The organism is Carnobacterium funditum DSM 5970 (genome assembly GCF_000744185.1).
GTDB classification, from domain to species: Bacteria; Bacillota; Bacilli; order Lactobacillales; family Carnobacteriaceae; genus Carnobacterium_A; species Carnobacterium_A funditum.
In genome coordinates this window covers 531658-550575 of record NZ_JQLL01000001.1, presented here as the reverse complement: position 1 = coordinate 550575, position 18918 = coordinate 531658, and the positions used below count along the sequence as shown (strand labels likewise).

Sequence of the window (18918 nt, the reverse complement as noted above, 5' to 3'; positions counted from 1 at the left end):
AGGGTAAGTAACTTTTGAAGTTCTTTCCTTTATTATCATAAAAATCAACTAGTTTTAAAGTTAGAAGTATGGAAAATAAATTTAGGTTATGCTATGATTATGAGTGTTTAAAAAACTTATTGGTGTTAAAAAAATGTATTGTTACGATAAGTAGGAATAAGAATAGAGGTGGACAAAAAATAATGTTTATTGATGAAGAAACAAAAGGTCCTATAAATTGTTCATTTTGCGGAAAATCACAAGATCAAGTTAAAAAAATTGTTGCAGGTCCTGGTGTTTATATTTGTAATGAATGTATTGACTTATGTAAAGAAATCATTGACGAAGAATTTAGTGATGCAGGCTATGGTGAATTTTTAGAAGTACCTAAACCACAAGAAATTAGAAGCATTTTAAACGATTATGTTATAGGACAAGAACAAGCTAAGAAATCTCTTTCGGTAGCCGTTTATAATCACTACAAACGTGTTAATCAAGTAGATGCAGAAGATGATGATGTTGAGTTACAAAAAAGTAATATTTGTTTGATTGGACCAACGGGTTCAGGTAAAACCTTCTTAGCACAGAGTTTAGCTCGTATCTTAAATGTGCCATTTGCTATTGCGGATGCAACTAGTTTGACTGAAGCTGGTTACGTGGGTGAAGATGTTGAGAATATTCTATTAAAATTAATGCAAGCTGCTGATTTTGATGTAGAACGCGCTCAAAAAGGTATTATTTATATTGATGAAATTGATAAGATTGCTCGTAAGGGAGAAAATGTTTCTATCACGCGTGATGTCAGTGGTGAAGGTGTCCAGCAAGCCTTATTAAAAATACTAGAAGGTACTGTGGCTAATATTCCACCTCAGGGAGGAAGAAAGCACCCTAATCAAGAATTTATCCAATTAGATACAAGCAATATTCTCTTTATCGTCGGCGGAGCTTTTGACGGAATTGAAACGATTGTTAAAAGTAGAATGGGAGAAAAAATTATTGGATTTGGTTCTTCTAAAAAAATTGGGAACATTGACGAAAGTGTCATGCAAAAAATTATTCCAGAAGATTTATTGAAATTTGGGTTAATTCCAGAATTCATTGGACGCTTACCAGTAATGGCAGCCTTAGAAAAATTAACAGAAGATGATTTAGTTCATATTCTTACTAAACCTAAGAATGCCTTAGAAAAGCAATACAAAAAATTGTTGCTTTTGGATAATGTAGAACTAGAATTTGAAGATACGGCTCTTAGAGAGATTGCTAAAAAAGCCATTGAACGTAATACTGGAGCTCGTGGATTACGGTCAATTATTGAAAATATCATGTTAGAAATTATGTTTGATTTACCAAGCCGTCCCGAAATTGCAAAATGTGTTATAACTAATGAAACAGTTAGTGGGAGCGGTATTCCAGATTTCTACAATGAAAAGGGACAAAAAATGGAATGATTTTTTGTAAAATAGTAATTTAATTTCAACCTCCAAAGAGGCAACTTTTTGGAGGTTCTTTATTTTTCTTTAGGAATAAGATGTCTATTCTAGGAATTGCTCTAAAAGCAATACCAGTATTCACCTAATGAATAATACTCTTTTATCTAAAAAAAGAAAGGAATGATATTGATATAAATTTATGTTAAAATTATAGAAGAATTCAGATAAGAGATGGAGATAAAAATATGAAAGTTAATAAAGCCGATATTGTAATCAGCGCTGTTTCACCTGCCCAATATCCAAAGACTGGATTGCCTGAAATTGCTTTAGCAGGTCGTTCAAACGTAGGAAAATCTTCTTTTATAAATACATTAATTAATAGAAAAGGATTAGCGCGTACATCGAGTAAACCTGGTAAAACACAAACCCTTAATTACTATATCATTGAAGACAAATTTTATTTTGTAGATGTTCCTGGATATGGATATGCAAAAGTTTCAAAAACTGAACGTGCAAAATGGGGAGAAATGCTAGAAACTTATTTCACTCAAAGAGATCCTCTAAGAGTAACACTATGTATAATTGATTTTAGACATCCAGCTACCGCAGATGACAAACAAATGTATCAATTTCTTAAACATTTTGGTATTCCTATAATTGTCGTTGCAACAAAAGCGGATAAAATACCTAAAAGTAAATGGAATAAACATACAAAAATATCTAAAGAATCCATTGGCTTCGATCCAGAAGATGATTTTGTTCTATTCTCATCAGAGACCGGTGAAGGTAAAGAAGAAGCATGGCGATTAATTGAAAGTTACTTGACTAAAAAGAAATAAATAAAAGTTTATTCTTGTAAATGTATTTGTACAAATGAAAAAGGGGTTTTGAAAATGGAATTTAATGAATATCAAAAACTAGCAAGCCGCACTTTGTATGGAAATGAACAAGTATTGACTAATTGTGCATTAGGAGTAGCCAGCGAATCTGGGGAGCTAGTCGATTTGATTAAAAAATATACGTTCCATGGACACGATTTAGATAAAAGAGAATTAGTTAAAGAAATGGGAGATGTTCTTTGGTATTTATCTCAAATTGCAGAATGGGCTGATATACCTTTTGAAAATGTTGCTATTCAAAACATTGAAAAATTAAAAGAACGTTATCCCGATGGTTTTTCAGAAGAAAAAAGTCGAAGAAGAATGGAATAAAATAAAACAACTCTCTTTTCAATTATTGAAAAGAGAGTTGTTTTATTTTTTTTCGCTATCGTCTTGCATCTTGTTCTTATCAGCTTCTTCATGTGTTTTTTCCTTTGTATTGAGAGTTTCTTCAGGATCAAGTACAAATTTTGAAAATAGTGCATCTATACTCGTATCAGATTTAACAAATTGTCCCATAAAAATACCTCCTGTATTGTGCCTATACTTAGTTTAACCCTATTTATGATAGAATACTACCATTTTGTTCTTCAAATAAACTGATAATAAAGAGATAATACGCTATTTATCCTAGGATAACAAGTTTTTATTATACATAATTAAGTGTATAATGTATGATTATAATGGGAAATAATGATTAAAATAAAGATATATTGCATAAATATTCTTATTCTGTTAAACTGCAAAAGACTTAAAAAACAGGAGGGAATAAGTATGAAGAAAAAAATAATGGCTATCGTTCTATCATTAATTTTAATGAGCGCTCTTTTACCATCACTCCATGTATTAGCGACAGATAAATCATTAGAAAAAATCAAATCAAAAAATTCATTAGTTGTTGGAACTAGTGCAGACTTTCCACCTTATGAATTTCATGCAAATCTTGATGGAAAAGATGAAATAGTCGGTATGGACATTTCTATTGCTAAAAAAATAGCTAAAGATTTAGGTGTTGAGTTAAAAGTCCGAGATATTGGATTTGAAAGTTTGTTACCAGCATTAGAAGTTGGGAAAGTTGATATCATTATTTCAGGAATGAGTGCCTCGAATGAGAGGAAAGAGAGTGTTGATTTTTCAGAGGTTTACTATATTGGTGGACAAAGCCTTGTTGTACGTCCCTCAGATAATAAAATTTATGCATCTAAGGAAGATTTGTATGAAAAAAAGATAGGAGTGCAGACTGGGTCAATCCAAGAATCATTAGCAAAAGAGCAAATGGCAGAATCGTCAATAATGAGTTTATCAAAAATGACAGATTTAATTTTAGCTTTAAAGACTAATAAAATAGAAGCTATTATTATGGAAAAACCCAGTGCAATGGCATATGTTGCAAATGATGATGGTTTAGCGACATTTGACGGTGGTTTTGAATTAGAAGAAGATGAACAAGGAGCAGCGGTAGCAGTAAAAAAAGGCTCAGAGAACCTTGTCGCAAGTATAAATCAATCTATTGCTATAATTAAAGAAAATAATTTAACTAAAGACTATTTAAAAGAGGCTGGCGAATTATTGAAAGAAAGTCGAGGCCAACAAAGTCAAGAGGGATCAAAATCAAAAACGATGGTTAATTATTGGAGTTATTTTGCTAAAGGAACGGGCTATACTATTTTGATTTCTGTTCTAAGTGTTTTTTTTGGTACTATTTTAGGCGTTATTTTATCTTTAATGAGAATGTCTGATAATAAATTTATTAGTATACCAGCAACGGCTTATGTAGAATTTGTTAGGGGGACACCTCTGCTGATTCAAGTTATGTTCATTTACTTTGCAGTTGGGTATTTAATTAATATCCCAGCACTTGCTTCAGGTATTATAGCGGTATCTTTAAATAGCGGAGCTTATATATGTGAAATTATTCGTTCAGGTTTGAATTCAGTAAGTAAAGGGCAAACTGAGGCAGCTAGAAGTTTAGGCATGAGCAAGAAAACAGCTATGCGTTATATTATTTTTCCACAAGGTTTAAAAAATATTTGGCCTGCTTTAGGAAATGAATTTATTACAGTAATCAAAGAAAGTTCAATTGTGTCTATTATTGGAGTTGGTGATTTAATTTTCCAAACTAAGATTGTTACGTCTCTTTCATATAGAGGAATTGCTCCTTTAGCTGTTACGATGGTTATTTATTTTATTTTAACATTTAGTTTAACTAAATGTTTAAATCATTATGAGAGGAAGATGGACTATGATTAAATTTAACCACTTAAAAAAAACATTTGGTAAAAACGAAGTATTAATAGATATCAATGGAGAAATTAAAAAAAATGAAGTAGTTGTGATTATCGGTCCTTCAGGATCTGGGAAAAGTACCTTGTTAAGATGTTTGAATCTTCTAGAAATGCCAACCAGTGGAGAAATTATCTTTGAAGATCTTGTTTTGATGGAATTAAATGAAAATAAAATAAATAAATTAAGAGAAAAAATGGGAATGGTTTTTCAAAGCTTTAATCTCTTTCCGAATTTATCTGTAATAGAAAATCTGAAAATTGCTCCTATTAAAGTTAAAGGAATAAATGTCGAAGAGGCTCAGAATCAGGCTTTGAAGCTATTAAATCAAGTAGGACTTTCGGATAAAGAAAATTCTTTCCCAGCTAGTTTATCAGGTGGACAGCAACAAAGGGTTGCCATTGCTAGAGCATTGGCGATGAATCCAAAGGTCATGCTGTTTGATGAACCAACTTCTGCGCTAGATCCAGAGATGGTTGGAGAAGTTTTAAAGGTTATTCAAGATTTGGCGGAATCAGGTATGACGATGGTAGTAGTAACCCATGAAATGGGCTTTGCCAAAGAAGTAGCCGACCGTATTATTTTTATGGATGCAGGTTATATTGTGGAAGAAGGAAAACCCGAACAGATATTTGAACATCCACAGCATGAACGTACAAAAAGTTTCTTAGCAAAGGTACTTTAGGCTGATCGAGTTGTAAATAAAATAGACTATCTAAATGAAGCACAAAAAAACACCGTATTGAATTACTCTTTTGCCATTCTACATGAGCAGAGAGTAATTTAATACGGTTTTTATTATTTTATTTATTTAGTTACTGTGGGGATTTTTTTCTTCCAAAAACCTAGAATCAATGCAGAAACAATCATTCCAATCGCCAATGTTAATAAGAACAATAAAGCATGATTAGATAAGCCTATCGCAAAAATACCACCATGTGGAGCAGGGATAGAGATATTCCAAAATTGTGTTAATCCTCCAGCAATTGCAGCTCCTATAACAGATGATGAGATAATTCTCATAGGATCAGCCGCTGCAAAAGGTATTGCACCTTCGGTAATGAATGAGAGACCAAGAATATAATTTGTTAATCCAGATTTTCTTTCATCGTCTGTAAATTTATTTTTGAAAAGGGTACTTGCTAAAGCAATAGCTAGAGGTGGGATCATTCCACCCGCCATTACAGCGGCCATGAGACTGCCATCACCTGTATCCGTAAAAATACCAATTGAGAAGGTATAAGCCGCTTTATTGAAGGGCCCACCCATATCAATAGCCATCATACCACCCAATAAGGCTCCTAATAGAACCGCATTACCTGTTCCTAAGTTTTCTAAGAAGTTAATCATAGCTGTATTAATAGTAGAGAAAACAGGATCAATAATAAAGTACATTAAGAACCCAAGAATTAATAAAGAAAGAACAGGGTAAAGTAAAATTGATTTTAATCCTTCTAAAGATTTAGGTACACCTTTTAATACTCTTTTTAGAAGTAGGATAGTATAACCTGCAATAAAACCAGCCGCTAATCCGCCCAAGAAACCAGCATTACTTTGGACTGCCATAAACCCGCCGACCATACCAGGCATGAGACCAGGTCTATCTCCGATACTCATAGCAATGTAACCGGCTAGTATTGGGATTAAGAAATTAAAAGCATTAGCACCTATTGTATTTAAGAAAATAAATAGTTCGCTTTCAGATCCAAAATAAGGTTCAAATAGAAAAGAAAGAGCTAAAATAATTCCGCCACCAACTACAAATGGTAGCATATGAGAAATACCATTCATCAGGTCTTTGTAGATTTTATTGAATACAGATTCATTGCTATTGTCTTCTCTAGTTATTCCATCTTCGCTACTAGCATGATAAATAGGAGCTTGTTTTTTAGAAGCTTTTTCAATAAGTTCTTCTGGTTTACGAATCCCATCACTGACAGGACGTTGAAGTACAGGTTTTCCATTAAAGCGATCCATTTCAACTTTTTTATCTGCCGCAATAATAACACCAGCGGCACGTTCAATATCATTTGCAGATAGCCGATTCTTGACACCTTCAGTCCCGTTTGTTTCCACTTTGATATCAATGTTCATTTCAGCAGCTTTTTTCTTTAAAGCATCTTCTGCCATATACGTATGAGCAATACCGGTAGGGCATGCTGTAACTGCAATAACGAAAGGACGGGAAGAGTCAGGATTAATAGTTTCTTGAGTTTTTTGATCTTCTTTTTCTTGTTCGATTAGCTCTTTTTCAGCACTTTCGAATAAAGAGTGAACCTCTTCAGGTGTGCGTGCATTTCTCAAAGAAGCTACAAAATCGGGGTTCACCAATAGTCTAGCTAAGCTAGCTAAGGCTTGTAAATGGGTATCATTTGCGCCTTCTGGAGCAGCAATCATAAAAAATAAATAAGTTGGTTGGCCATCTAAAGCCTCATAATTAACGCCACTTGAACTTTTAGCAAAAAGGACTGTAGCTTCTTTAACAGCTGAATTTTTTGCATGAGGCATTGCAATGCCATCGCCAAGACCTGTAGATGTTTGAGACTCGCGATTCATAATTCCTTTTTTAAATAGAGAAGAATCACTGATTCGACTGTGTTGTGTTAAACTATCAATCATTTCGTCAATCGCTGCTTCTTTCGTTGTAGCTTTTAAATCCATAATCATTGTATTTTTGAGTAATAAGTCTGTTATTTTCATTGGGCTTCCTCCTAATTATTATTGTTTAATTGAAGTAATAGTAACCTGAGAAAGCAACTGCTCAATCTCATTTTTCTTGGCTAAATCGTCTGAAAAGGCTGTTGCACTACCAGTTGCTACACCTGTTTTAAAAGCTAATAGTGGATCGTTTTCTTTTATTAATGTACCAATAAAGCCTGCAACCATAGAATCTCCAGCACCTACTGAATTTTTAACTATCCCTTTTGGAACACTAGATCGATATACCTCATCATTTGAAAAGAATAAGGCTCCATCTCCAGCCATTGAGACAAGGGCATAAGTTGCTCCCATTTCAATTAATTTATGGCCATAAGGAATCATTTCTTCAACTGAGTTAAACGTAACGTCAAACATTTCAGCTAACTCATGATGATTTGGTTTAACTAATAAAGGATGCGAAGTAAGGGAATCTAATAAAGTCTGACCGGTCGTATCCATAACAAATTTTGCACCAGAAGATTTAATTTTTAATATCAGACGGTGATAGAAATCATCAGGTAGGGATGCGGGTTGGTTTCCAGAAAGAACCACTACATCATTCGGTGAAAGTTGATCAAATTTTTGTAAGAACTCATTTGCCTCATCACTGATAATTATTGGTCCAACTGCATTAATTTCAGTTTCTTGATTAGATTTTAATTTTACGTTAATACGTGTATCCCCTTTAATAAGAGTAAATTTTGTGCTTATTTCTTCTTCATTTAACCAATCTTGGATAAATTTGCCTGTAAAACCGCCTAAAAATCCTAAGGCTGTTGATTGATATCCTAATTGTTTAAGGATTCTAGAAACATTTATACCTTTTCCGCCGGGCAATTTGAGATCACGAGTCATCCGATTCAAAGATCCTAATTTGAAAGTAGGGACTTCGATAATATAGTCAATCGAAGGATTGAGTGTAACGGTATAAATCATTTTGCAGCCTCCTTAATAGTTGTTTTGCTAAAGTAACTTTTATATGCAGTAGAATCAAGACCTTGTGTCACAATAATAGCATCTTCAAGTTCACAAACTTTTACAAAACTAACTTTATTAAATTTAGTTTTGTCGGCCAATATGAACGTTTTAGAGCTATGCAGATGGGCTTGTTTTTTGACAGCGGCTTCTTCGATGTCAGGAGTAGTGTAACCAAATTCATTATCAATACCATTGATTCCTAAAAAACATTTATTGAAGCGATAATTTTCGAGTTGACTAATAGTCGTAGTTCCGATAATAGCTTTCGTTTTTGATTTAATATTTCCGCCAAGTAGAATTGTTTTGGTTTGCTGATCAGCTAATAATACAGCATGTTGAATACCATTTGTAACAACTTGGACGTGTTTATTTTTTAAATAAGGAATTAAATAGAGAGTAGTGGTTCCTGCATCTAGATAAATTGTATCGTTTTCTTCGATAAATAAAGAAGCAAGTTTTGCGATTTCTTTTTTTTCTTGAACGTTTATGGATGATTTTTCAGATATCGATAGTTCCTTGTCTAATTGATAGACCTTCTTCGCCCCGCCATGTATCCGTGATAATTCTCCTGCGTCCTCTAACAAAGCTAAATCTCTACGAATAGTAGATTCTGAACAATCTAAGTGTTGCATCAACTCTTGGGATTTGACTAATCCATATTTTTTCAATTGAGTAAGAATATATTCATGACGTTCTTCAGTTAACATCGCGATTCTCCTTTCAAAAAAATAATACCACCAAAAACGTTCAAAAGCAACCAAAAAAGGTAATCGTTTTCATTAATTGACAAAAATTTTGCTTTATTGGTCGCATTAATTTTTTTAAAAACTAGAACAAATTAAAAAAGAAGACAAGGAACAGTTGATATGCTCCTTGTCTTCTTTTTTAATTTTGTATTTCGATGGACTCGATAGTAACAGGAGTAGTAGGCAGATCATTGCCATTGGTTTCCGAAGCAGCAATCTTATCAACAACATCCATTCCTTCAACAACTTGGCCAAAAATGGTATAAGATCCATCTAAAGAGGGATATCCACCTTTTTTGTAAGTTTTCACTATCTCATTTGGTGTTGCCTCAGAAACAGAATGAGACATATCTTGTTGGTTTTGAACAATAAAAAATTGACTTCCAATCGATATTGGTGCGTTTGTCTTTGCCATGGATAGAGCCCCTCTAATATGATAAAGATGATCAGAGACCTCTACTTCAAATGGTTTTTTCCAAATACTTTCTCCACCTAATCCAGTTCCTTCGGGGTCACCGCCTTGAATCATGAAATCTTGGATAACACGATGGAAAATAGTTCCATCGTAATATCCTTCTTTACTAAGTTCAACAAAATTTTCTACGGCCTTAGGAGCAAATTTTGGGAATAGTTTAATTGAAATAATCCCCATAGAAGTTGTTAAGTCAGCTCCTATTTCCGTTTTCTCTATCTCACTTGATAATTGAGGGAAATAATCAGCCTCAATAACTTCACTTTCTTGATGACTATCAGTAGTTTGTTTAGTAGGATTCAGATAGAAGAGGCCATAAATAATCATTGCAACTGCTATAAGAAATAACAAACCTCCAACTATTAACTTATTAAATTTCACATTGCACATCCTTTAATTTTATCTTTATTATTATACGATAGATAACCAAAAAATAATACAATTAAAATAAAATTAGTGTTCAGTGTTCTATGAGGAAATGGAACGATAACGTGAAAGATAATCGCTTAAATTTTTTGCCGAGTATCCATTTTTCGAAAAAGCAGACTAAATAAGGAATTAGTATACTTTCAAATAAAAGTATTTTACTAGCACTAAATTAATCGGGAATTATTAATTTTTTTAGGTTTAAATAGACAAAAAGGTAAAATACACGTACAATAGATAGTGGATTAGAATGGGGTACACTCACAATACTTCATTTTTTTAGAGGATACGTGATGAAGAACAAACTTGATTACATCTTGGAACAAATGTAACAACAAGGATTATCGGTACGTCTAAAGAGTAACCCAAAAGATAAAATCAAAGAAATCTCTCATAAACTCAAAAAAATGAGGAGGAAATTAAAAATGTCAATGTTTTTAGATCAAGTAACAATTAGTGTGAAAGCCGGCAATGGCGGTAATGGAATGGTGGCTTTTAGACGCGAAAAATACGTTCCTGATGGTGGTCCTGCTGGCGGAGATGGTGGACAAGGCGGAAGTTTGATTTTCATCGTTGATGAAGGATTAAGAACTTTAATGGATTTTCGTTTTAATCGTCATTATAAAGCTGAAGATGGAGAAAATGGAATGGGTAAAAGTATGCATGGCAGAGGTGCTGGGGACAGTCTAGTCAAAGTCCCACCAGGAACAGTTGTGCGTGATATCGATACAGGTATTGTATTAGGTGACTTAATCCATGAAGGACAACAATTAGTTGTTGCAAAAGGTGGCCGTGGCGGAAGAGGAAACAAACGATTTGCTACACCAAGAAACCCTGCTCCAGAAGTTGCAGAAAATGGCGAACCTGGAGAAGAACGAAATCTAGAACTTGAGTTAAAAGTACTTGCAGATGTAGGTCTAGTAGGATTTCCATCAGTTGGAAAATCAACTCTACTTTCAATCGTTACTGCAGCACGTCCAAAAATTGGAGCTTACCATTTCACCACTCTAGTTCCTAATTTAGGAATGGTCAGAATGGAAAGTGGTAAAAGTTTTGTTATGGCTGATTTACCTGGATTAATTGAAGGAGCCTCACAAGGGGTTGGGCTAGGAATTCAATTCTTACGTCACATTGAACGTACCCGCGTTATTTTACATGTTATTGATATGAGTGGTAGTGAAGGCAGAGATCCTTATGATGATTACGTAACGATTAATAACGAGTTAGAAAGTTATGATTTGAGACTAATGGAACGACCACAAATAATCGTAGCAAATAAAATGGATGTACCTGGTGCGCAAGAAAAGTTAGAAGAGTTTAAGGAAAGACTAAGACTATTAAAAGAAGATGAATATGAAGATGATATTCTAGTATTCCCAATCTCAGCTATTACGCATAAAGGTATTTCTAACCTACTTAATGCGACTGTAGATATATTAGATGTAACTTCTGAATTCTTGCTAGAAGTATTAGATCAAGAAGAAGAAACAGTGTTGTATAAACATACTCCTGAAGATAAAGGTTATGAAATTACTCGTGATTCCGATGCTACATGGGTACTTTCAGGAGACAAATTAGAAAAACTATTTAAGATGACTAATTTTGAACACGAAGAATCTGTTCGTCGTTTTGCTCGTCAATTAAGAGCAATGGGTATTGATGAAGAGTTACGTGAACGCGGAGCTGTTGATGGCAACATCGTTCGTATTATGAAATATGAATTTGAATTTGTTGAATAAAGTAAGAACTAACAAAAAGGTACTCCAATTGAATAAGCATTCAATTGGAGTACCTTTTTTCAGTTCATTTGTTTATCGTTAAATAATGATAAATTTGTTAAAATAGAATGAAATTGATACGTTAAATAATACTTGAATAAATATTAAGTGGTTAGGATTGTGTATAAATGGAAATATTATTCTTAGGAACCGGTGCAGGTGTTCCGGCTAAAAGTCGCAATGTGACTAGTATTGCATTAAAATTATTAGCAGAACGAAATAGTATCTGGTTATTTGATTGTGGGGAAGCTACACAGCAACAAATCTTGCATACAACTTTAAAACCAAGAAAAATTGATAAAATATTTATTACTCATCTTCACGGAGATCATATTTTTGGATTGCCAGGTCTGATTAGTAGTCGATCATTTCAAGGTGGAGAAAGCCCATTAACTATTTATGGGCCTAAAGGCATTAAAAATTTTATTCTAACTAGCTTAAAGGTGTCAGGGACAAATTTGAAATTTCAACTGAAATTCAATGAAATTGATGAACCAGGAGTAGTTTTTGAAGATTCCCAATTCAAAGTTAGTTGTTTACCTTTAGAGCATGGGATAGAATCTTTTGGTTATCGTATTGAAGAATCAGATCATCAAGGTAGTCTGCAGGTGGAAAAACTTAAAGAAAGCGGAATTCCATTTGGACCTTTATACGGCAAATTAAAAAATGGTGAAACGATTACATTATCAGATGGACGTAGTTTCAATGGATTAGACTATATTGGCGAAACTCAAAAAGGGAGAGTCGTTGCTATTTTAGGAGATACAAAAATGACACGAAATAGTAGGATATTAGCAAAAAATGCTGACGTTCTTGTGCACGAAAGTACCTTTGAAGGTTCGGATCAAAAAATGGCACGAGACTATAATCATTCTACAAATGTTGATGCTGCTAGTGTCGCCAAAGCAGCCAATGTCAAACAGTTGTTCTTAACTCATATTAGTGCGCGCTATTTAGGTAAAGACGTTATTGCACTAGAAAAAGAAGCTAAACAGTATTTTAAACAAACTAAAGTTGCAAAAGATTTTGAAGAATATAATATCCCGTTAAGTAAATAATTCATTAGAAAAGGGGCAATAAGAAATGACAAATAACACTAATCATTTAGTAGATAAAATAGTTTTTATTACTGGAGCTTCTGCTGGGTTAGGCGAAGAAATAGCTTATCAAGTTGCCAAACAAGGTGCAATTGTAGTTGTAACTGCGCGCAGAACAGAGCTTTTAGAAAAAGTGAAAAAAAACTGTTCGGCATTATCAAACAAACCAGCATATGCTTATCGTTTAGATGTATCCAATCCAGAAGAAATACAAAAGGTAATTGAACAAGTTTATCAAGAAGTTGGAGATGTAGATGTTTTAATTAACAATGCTGGATTTGGTCATTTTGAAGAAGCCTTGACGTTTGACATGTCGATTGTAGAAAATATGTTTAGAGTAAACGTGTTAGGAATGATGTATGTAACACAATTAGTTGCTATACAGATGGCTGAAAAAGAGCAAGGACATATCATTAATATCGCATCACAAGCCGGTAAAATGGCTACTTCTAAATCAAGTATTTATTCTGCAACAAAATTTGCCGTGATAGGGTATTCTAATGCCTTACGTTTAGAATTAAAACCATTAGGTATAACCGTTACAACAGTTAACCCTGGTCCAATCGATACGAATTTTTTTGACATTGCAGATCAAAGTGGAACCTATTTAAAAAAAGTTAAGAAAATAGTTTTAAAATCCGAATCGGTTGCTGAACGAATTACTGGACTAATTGGGACGCAAAAAAGAGAGTTAAACTTGCCTTATTCAATGGAATTAGCGAGCAAATTTTACACTCTTTTTCCGAAAACTGGGGACTTTATAGCTCTGAAACTTTTCAACAATAAATAAAAGGGTTTCATTAGGGACACGGACTTTATTATGCTAGAATAGTAGCAACAAAGAGTGTGGAAAAATTTATAATGAATTGAGGGGTATATGATGAAAAAACAATGGGCTACTATTTTAGCAATCATTCTTATTTTGTTGATTTCATTATTTGCAGTATTGAATGTAGACGTAGTACCGGTTAACTTTGGTTTTGCGCTAGTTTCGTGGCCATTAATTATGATTATATTAGGGTCTTTATTTATCGGAGCTTTAGTTACCGTTCTAATTGCAACAAATACAGCATTTAAAACAAAAAAACAAATAAAAAATTATGAAGTTGAACTATCAAAATCAGATGAAAAAAAACAAAATGAATTAGAAAAACAAAAAATGAAATATGAACAAGAAATTACAAAAAAAGATGAAGAGATAGCAAGTAAAACGACTAAAATTAACAGTCTAGAAAAAGAATTAATAGATAGAATGACTCATAATACAAATTCAGAATCCGTTCTAAATAAAAAGTGATTTCAACTAATTGTTAAAATTCTTTTATAGTGTTGACGATAGGAAAATTTCAGAAGAAAACCTTACATTTTGAGGCAATACGAATGTTATTTCGTGTTGCCTCTTTTTTAAAGAACTCGATAGAGGAAGGTTTTAAAAAACGTATACTAATTTACATAGGATGATTATCTAGCAAAAAATAATCCGTTTTTAGTCTATTACTAGTAGCATTTATGTTATTTTATTTCCTGTTTATCTAGTTGTTACAACTAGTTTGTCTAGTTACAACATATATGGTAAAATATTTTAAATGAAAGCTAAAGAAAATAGGTGATAAATTGAACGATTTGGAAAAAGAACTCATTGATTGGACAAAAGAAATAACACAATTTCATTTTCCTCGTTGGGAAGAGTTACCAGATTTTGATTTATATATGGATCAGGTGTTAAACTTAATAGATAATTATCTCTATGTGTTTAAAGCAGATAAACAAAATAAAATTATTACAGCATCTATGATAAATAATTACGTTAAGTTAGATTTAATTCCCGCTCCTGTAAAAAAAAGATACAACAAAAAACATTTAGCTTATTTGATTGCCATATCTGTATTGAAACAAGTTTTGACCATTTCTGAAGTGAAAGAGGGTATCGTTTATCAAGCATCCGTGAGTGGTATTAGAGAATCGTATGATTTATTTTGCACAGAACAAGAGACTGCTTTAATTGCGATCGCTTCACATATTGAAGTTGAAAAAAAACAATTTTTACCTTTATTACCTAATAATACTAAAATAGAAAACCTCGTTGTTCGTACGTCAACGATAGCAGTTGCATCAAAAATTACGACTCAAAAAGTTTTAGCATTAGTTGAAAAAAGAAATTCTGAAATAGAAAAAAATAAAAAAATGGATTAGTGAGGTATTTTAAATGAATAAAGACAAAGTTGCATTTTTGGTTGACTCAGGTTCTAATGTTCCTGAAGAGTATGTTGAATTAGGTAATATGAATGTTATCCCACTTAAAATTATTTATAAAGATGAAGAATTTATCGATAATGTAAATATTACCGCTCAAGATGTTTATGATCGTCTATCGGAAGAGATTCCAACAACTTCCCTTCCAAGTGGAGAAGTTATCTCAGATATTTTTAAAAAGATACAAGATGATGGGTTTAAGAAAGTAATATGCGTGACTATTTCGAGTGGATTAAGTGGAACCAATAATATGGTAAGAGTGATTTCGGAAAGTTTCACAGATATGGATATTTTGACAATAGATTCAAAAAATATCGGTATTGGTAGTGGTCTGATTGCTGTTCAAGCATATAAATATCTTGAGGCTGGATTAGACTGGGAAACAATTAAAATGAAATTACAAGAAGATGTTTTAAAATCAAAAATGTTCTTTCATGTTCCTACTCTTGAATATTTACAAAAAGGGGGGCGAATTGGGTTGGTAGCGTCTATTTTAGGAAATATGCTTAATTTAAAACCTATCATTACTTGTAATGATGAAGGTGTCTATCATACCGTTGCGAAAATAAGAGGAAGTAAAAAAAGTGTACAAAAAGCAATTGATTTAGCTGTTGACTTTGCAGGAACCGCAAAAAAATACAATTTGGCTATTGCTTATGGAGGAAAGACAGCTAAAAATCAAGTAAATGAGATACGTTCCGTACTCAAAGAAAAATTGCCATTGTTTGATACGATTTTCGAAGGTGAGGTTAGTCCGGCTTTAGGTGTTCACACTGGTCCTGGCTTGATTGGAATTGGGATAATCGTTACAGAATCTTAAAACTTAAACAATAAAAAAACTTTCCTGAAAATAGGAAAGTTTTTTATTGTTTTTTAGTTGTTCATCCTTTTTTTATTGATTTTTTGGTATACTATTAAAGGTTGGGAGTGAGACGATTTGTCAAACGTACAAAAAAAATGGAAAGTAAAAGAAACACCATTCGATAGTTTAAATGATAAAGAAAAAAAAGAACTTGAATCTAGTTATACGCCATTATTTATTTCACTTTGTCTTCAAAGAGGCTTAAAGTCTGTTGATAAAATACAGGATTTTATTACCCCTGATGATACATGGATTCATGATCCCTATCTTTTAAAAGATATGGACAAAGCTGTTTCTCGTATTACGAGTGCCATTGAAAATGGTGAACTCATCACAGTTTATGGTGATTATGATGCAGGTGCGACACGTTTGTAAGCGAAAAACTTACACACAGGACTGAAGCAATAACAGGACTGGAGAACTGATTGAATGAATGTTGGAATGACGGGGTAACGCCCTGAAACGACATCCCTAATCCTCCGATATGCTTTAGAAAAGGTGAAATTTCGAAAGTGTAAAGCTCGGTGAAGACAGCTGAGAGAAGCCGTAAGTGAGAATCAAATCTCACACGAAAAAAGTCCAGAGGTGGATTCTGCTTCCTATAGGCTGGGGGTCTCATAAAATATCCATGGTTAGAATGTTTCTTGACAGGAAACTGACGAATCTTTGAATGTACGGGTCGATACATAGGAAACGTAGAAATGCGTTGTTGGGATTGCGCCAAAAGTCAATCTCATTGCATGTGGTAAAGTAAGAATCTGGTGTCATGAAATACCATATTGCCTCACGGGGGCATTCGAGTGCAACGGCCTATAGAAGAAACCTAAAGATATATAGCAGGAGATAGTTTAATCGGAACGTGGGAAACTTGGGATGTGGATGCTTTTACCAGCAAATGAAGCAGTTTAGACGAAAATCTCGTTAGAGAATAATAAGCTAATTAGTCCAAGTGAAAGTAGAGCCACAGTACCTATGAAGCTACGATAATAAGTAGTGGAGGGATAGGCTCGAGTCGAATTTTATTTTTCATTAATTCGCTAAGTTTACGAAGACTCATAGGTTCGAGTAAGACTAATAGAATCAATCCCCGATGAAGGGAGGCGATGACTATGAGGCGAACAAGGAACAAAGATAATACCGGCTTAAAAGTACAAAAGTTACGAAATGCTGAATATTATGATACTCAGGAAATTTCAGACCGTCTGTATAGTGAAAGTAAGGAGGGTAAAGTATTTCATCACCTGATGGAATATATGATTACCGATAACAATTTACTTCTTGCCTACAGAAACATTAAAAACAATAAGGGTAGTAATACCCCTGGAGTAGATAAGAGAACGCTTAAAGAGATAAACAAGATGTCTGAGTAAAAATACCTAACTGTTATAAGGAAAAAGTTTTCTAACTATCATCCTAAAGCAGTACGAAGAATTGAGATTCCAAAGCCCGACGGCAGAACACGTCCGTTAGGAATTCCAACCATTTGGGATAGACTCATTCAACAAAGGATTCTTCAGGTTCTTGAACCTATCTGTGAAGCTAAGTTTTACAATCACAGTTATGGATTTAGACCTAACCGCTCTGTAAAGCATGCCATAGCACATTGCTACAGGTTTATGCAAATGCAACATTTACATTATGTTGTTGATATAGACATTAAGGGTTTCTTTGATAATGTATCTCACAGCAAACTTCTAAAACAAATGTGGTCATTGGGTATCAGAGACAAAAATTTGATTTCCATAATGAGTAAAATACTTAAAGCGCCCGTCGAATATAATGATGGCACAAGGATTAAAAACGATAAAGGAACACCGCAAGGTGGTATTCTTTCTCTGTTATTGAGTAACATTGTGCTAAATGAATTTGATTGGTGGATAGCAAGCCAATGGGAACAGATGAAAGTCAAAACTAAAACAGTAATGCCAGTTGATAGAACAAAAGAAGGCAAGGGTATCGATAAAGGGAATCAATATAAAGAGCTAAGAAAAAGCAATCTAAAAGAAATGTTTGTTGTGAGATATGCTGATGATTTTAAGATATTTTGCAGGAATAAATCAGATGCGGTAAAAATATTTTATGCTTGCAGGAACTGGCTCTTAAAGAGATTGCACTTAGAAATAAGTGAAGAAAAGTCCCAAATTGTAAATCTCAAATCAGAATACTCTGAGTTCTTAGGTTTTAAGATGAAAGTCATTCCAAAAGGTAATAGGTGGATAGTCAGAAGCCACATATCTGATAAAGCATTTTATCGAACTGAATCGAAGTTGAGAGAAATCATTAAGCAAATAAAATACCCGAAGGGTACAAACGATGAAGTAAGAAAAATCGGATTGTATAACTCAACGGTTGTCGGAATACATCAGTATTTCCGAATTGCAACAATGATATCTTTTGATTTAGGTTTAATGGCGTATAGAATGCAAGGAATGTTCAAGAGTCATAAATTGGCAAAGAGGATTAAAAAGGAGGGGCATATAGCCTCTCTGTTTATCAATAAGGAATATGGGCGAAGTAAACAAATCAGATTCATAAGGAAACAGCCTTTACTACCCATCGGGTATATAAAGCATAAGAATCCAATGATGAAGAAAACGAAGGTAAACAAATGTACAGAAGAAGGTAGGAAGTTGATTCATAACCAACTATCTTTTGAAAATGTATTTATGTTGAGGCATATCATGGAAAATCCTGTAAAGGAAAGAACCATGGAATACAATGACAATCGCTTATCTTTGTACTCAGCCCAAAAAGGCAAATGTAAGATATCGCAAGAAATGTTAACCTCAGTTAACCTTAGATGTCATCATATTGAACCACGGTTCAAAAGCCAAAATGATTCCTATGATAATTTAATCTTAGTAACTGAACAAGTTCACAAACTTATTCATGCTACAGATTCTAAAACAATTGATAAACTAATGTAAGAACTTCAATTGAACGGGAAATTTTTGGACAGGTTGAACAAGTACAGAATAATAGCTGGTAATATCGAATTGTAACTTGATTCAAGAAAGTAACTCTAAAAGCGGA

General features: G+C 33.4%; 17 protein-coding genes and 1 pseudogene. 13 read left to right on the top strand and 5 right to left on the bottom strand.

Features of this window, described 5'->3' with window-relative positions:
- Positions 1 to 182 precede the first annotated feature (182 nt).
- The 3 genes from clpX to BR44_RS02385 all read left to right on the top strand — a co-directional run bounded on the left by clpX (position 183) and on the right by BR44_RS02385 (position 2620).
- Positions 183 to 1427: an ATP-dependent Clp protease ATP-binding subunit ClpX gene (gene clpX / locus BR44_RS02395; RefSeq protein WP_034550325.1), complete on the top strand. Its 1245-nt coding sequence runs from the start codon at positions 183 to 185 to the stop codon at positions 1425 to 1427.
- 227 nt (positions 1428 to 1654) lie between these two features.
- Positions 1655 to 2248 (top strand): ribosome biogenesis GTP-binding protein YihA/YsxC, encoded by a 594-nt coding sequence (gene yihA, locus BR44_RS02390; protein WP_034550322.1) that lies wholly within the window; start codon positions 1655 to 1657, stop codon positions 2246 to 2248.
- A gap of 54 nt (positions 2249 to 2302) precedes the next feature.
- The gene (locus BR44_RS02385) at positions 2303 to 2620 is read left to right on the top strand and encodes a nucleoside triphosphate pyrophosphohydrolase family protein (protein ID WP_034550320.1); all 318 of its coding nucleotides are present in this window, start codon (positions 2303 to 2305) and stop codon (positions 2618 to 2620) included.
- A gap of 42 nt (positions 2621 to 2662) precedes the next feature.
- Here the strand turns inward: BR44_RS02385 and BR44_RS11450 are convergent, their stop codons facing one another.
- The gene (locus BR44_RS11450) at positions 2663 to 2809 is read right to left on the bottom strand and encodes a hypothetical protein (protein ID WP_156954871.1); all 147 of its coding nucleotides are present in this window, start codon (positions 2807 to 2809) and stop codon (positions 2663 to 2665) included.
- Positions 2810 to 3064: 255 nt separating this feature from the next.
- Here BR44_RS11450 and BR44_RS02380 point away from each other — a divergent pair, with 255 nt between their 5' ends.
- The gene (locus tag BR44_RS02380) at positions 3065 to 4540 is read left to right on the top strand and encodes an ABC transporter substrate-binding protein/permease (protein WP_034550318.1); all 1476 of its coding nucleotides are present in this window, start codon (positions 3065 to 3067) and stop codon (positions 4538 to 4540) included.
- Entirely contained in the window at positions 4533 to 5258 is a 726-nt protein-coding gene (locus BR44_RS02375) for an amino acid ABC transporter ATP-binding protein (RefSeq protein WP_034550317.1), read from the top strand. The genes BR44_RS02380 and BR44_RS02375 overlap by 8 nt, the downstream gene beginning before the upstream one ends.
- 122 nt (positions 5259 to 5380) lie before the next feature.
- On the opposite strand, the gene BR44_RS02370 is transcribed toward BR44_RS02375, so the two are convergent.
- The 4 genes from BR44_RS02370 to BR44_RS02355 form a co-directional block, all read right to left on the bottom strand.
- The gene (locus tag BR44_RS02370) at positions 5381 to 7273 is read right to left on the bottom strand and encodes a PTS fructose transporter subunit IIABC (RefSeq protein ID WP_034550315.1); all 1893 of its coding nucleotides are present in this window, start codon (positions 7271 to 7273) and stop codon (positions 5381 to 5383) included.
- Positions 7274 to 7291: 18 nt separating this feature from the next.
- Complete coding sequence (gene pfkB, locus BR44_RS02365; RefSeq protein ID WP_034550313.1) at positions 7292 to 8209, bottom strand: 1-phosphofructokinase; 918 nt, start codon at positions 8207 to 8209, stop codon at positions 7292 to 7294.
- Entirely contained in the window at positions 8206 to 8958 is a 753-nt protein-coding gene (locus tag BR44_RS02360) for a DeoR/GlpR family DNA-binding transcription regulator (RefSeq protein WP_034550311.1), read from the bottom strand. Before BR44_RS02360 ends, pfkB begins: the two co-directional genes overlap by 4 nt.
- A 178-nt stretch (positions 8959 to 9136) precedes the next feature.
- Complete coding sequence (locus BR44_RS02355; protein WP_034550309.1) at positions 9137 to 9850, bottom strand: peptidylprolyl isomerase; 714 nt, start codon at positions 9848 to 9850, stop codon at positions 9137 to 9139.
- Between the two features lie 476 nt (positions 9851 to 10326).
- Between BR44_RS02355 and obgE the strand changes: the two genes are divergently transcribed.
- From obgE to ltrA, 8 genes and pseudogenes are all read left to right on the top strand, one after another.
- Complete coding sequence (gene obgE / locus BR44_RS02350) at positions 10327 to 11634, top strand: GTPase ObgE (protein ID WP_034552838.1); 1308 nt, start codon at positions 10327 to 10329, stop codon at positions 11632 to 11634.
- A 167-nt stretch (positions 11635 to 11801) separates the two neighbouring features.
- Positions 11802 to 12731, top strand: a complete 930-nt coding sequence (rnz, locus tag BR44_RS02345) for a ribonuclease Z (protein WP_034550306.1) — start codon at positions 11802 to 11804, stop codon at positions 12729 to 12731.
- 25 nt (positions 12732 to 12756) lie between these two features.
- On the top strand, positions 12757 to 13560 hold the full coding sequence (locus tag BR44_RS02340; protein WP_034550304.1) for an SDR family NAD(P)-dependent oxidoreductase: 804 nt from the start codon (positions 12757 to 12759) through the stop codon (positions 13558 to 13560).
- Between the two features lie 90 nt (positions 13561 to 13650).
- Positions 13651 to 14067: a LapA family protein gene (locus tag BR44_RS02335; protein WP_034550301.1), complete on the top strand. Its 417-nt coding sequence runs from the start codon at positions 13651 to 13653 to the stop codon at positions 14065 to 14067.
- 317 nt (positions 14068 to 14384) lie between these two features.
- Positions 14385 to 14963 carry a DUF1836 domain-containing protein gene (locus tag BR44_RS02330; protein WP_034550298.1) on the top strand — a complete coding sequence of 193 codons (579 nt, stop codon included), beginning with the start codon at positions 14385 to 14387 and terminating at the stop codon, positions 14961 to 14963.
- Between the two features lie 13 nt (positions 14964 to 14976).
- A complete protein-coding gene (locus BR44_RS02325) occupies positions 14977 to 15843 on the top strand; it encodes a DegV family protein (RefSeq protein ID WP_034550296.1) in 867 nt (288 codons plus the stop codon).
- A gap of 117 nt (positions 15844 to 15960) precedes the next feature.
- Positions 15961 to 16260 (top strand): hypothetical protein, encoded by a 300-nt coding sequence (locus tag BR44_RS02320; RefSeq protein WP_034550293.1) that lies wholly within the window; start codon positions 15961 to 15963, stop codon positions 16258 to 16260.
- A 734-nt stretch (positions 16261 to 16994) separates the two neighbouring features.
- Positions 16995 to 18887: pseudogene (gene ltrA / locus BR44_RS02315) on the top strand (group II intron reverse transcriptase/maturase).
- Positions 18888 to 18918 lie beyond the last annotated feature (31 nt).

Excerpts from the sequence above, each read along its gene's own strand:
- BR44_RS02325 (WP_034550296.1), top strand. The coding sequence starts at position 14,977 with ATGAATAAAGACAAAGTTGCATTTTTGGTTGACTCAGGTTCTAATGTT.
- obgE (WP_034552838.1), top strand. The coding sequence starts at position 10,327 with ATGTTTTTAGATCAAGTAACAATTAGTGTGAAAGCCGGCAATGGCGGT.
- pfkB (WP_034550313.1), bottom strand. The coding sequence starts at position 8,209 with ATGATTTATACCGTTACACTCAATCCTTCGATTGACTATATTATCGAA.
- yihA (WP_034550322.1), top strand. The coding sequence starts at position 1,655 with ATGAAAGTTAATAAAGCCGATATTGTAATCAGCGCTGTTTCACCTGCC.
- BR44_RS02335 (WP_034550301.1), top strand. The coding sequence starts at position 13,651 with ATGAAAAAACAATGGGCTACTATTTTAGCAATCATTCTTATTTTGTTG.
- BR44_RS02340 (WP_034550304.1), top strand. The coding sequence starts at position 12,757 with ATGACAAATAACACTAATCATTTAGTAGATAAAATAGTTTTTATTACT.
- BR44_RS02375 (WP_034550317.1), top strand. The coding sequence starts at position 4,533 with ATGATTAAATTTAACCACTTAAAAAAAACATTTGGTAAAAACGAAGTA.
- rnz (WP_034550306.1), top strand. The coding sequence starts at position 11,802 with ATGGAAATATTATTCTTAGGAACCGGTGCAGGTGTTCCGGCTAAAAGT.
- BR44_RS11450 (WP_156954871.1), bottom strand. The coding sequence starts at position 2,809 with ATGGGACAATTTGTTAAATCTGATACGAGTATAGATGCACTATTTTCA.
- clpX (WP_034550325.1), top strand. The coding sequence starts at position 183 with ATGTTTATTGATGAAGAAACAAAAGGTCCTATAAATTGTTCATTTTGC.
- BR44_RS02385 (WP_034550320.1), top strand. The coding sequence starts at position 2,303 with ATGGAATTTAATGAATATCAAAAACTAGCAAGCCGCACTTTGTATGGA.
- BR44_RS02370 (WP_034550315.1), bottom strand. The coding sequence starts at position 7,273 with ATGAAAATAACAGACTTATTACTCAAAAATACAATGATTATGGATTTA.
- BR44_RS02360 (WP_034550311.1), bottom strand. The coding sequence starts at position 8,958 with ATGTTAACTGAAGAACGTCATGAATATATTCTTACTCAATTGAAAAAA.
- BR44_RS02380 (WP_034550318.1), top strand. The coding sequence starts at position 3,065 with ATGAAGAAAAAAATAATGGCTATCGTTCTATCATTAATTTTAATGAGC.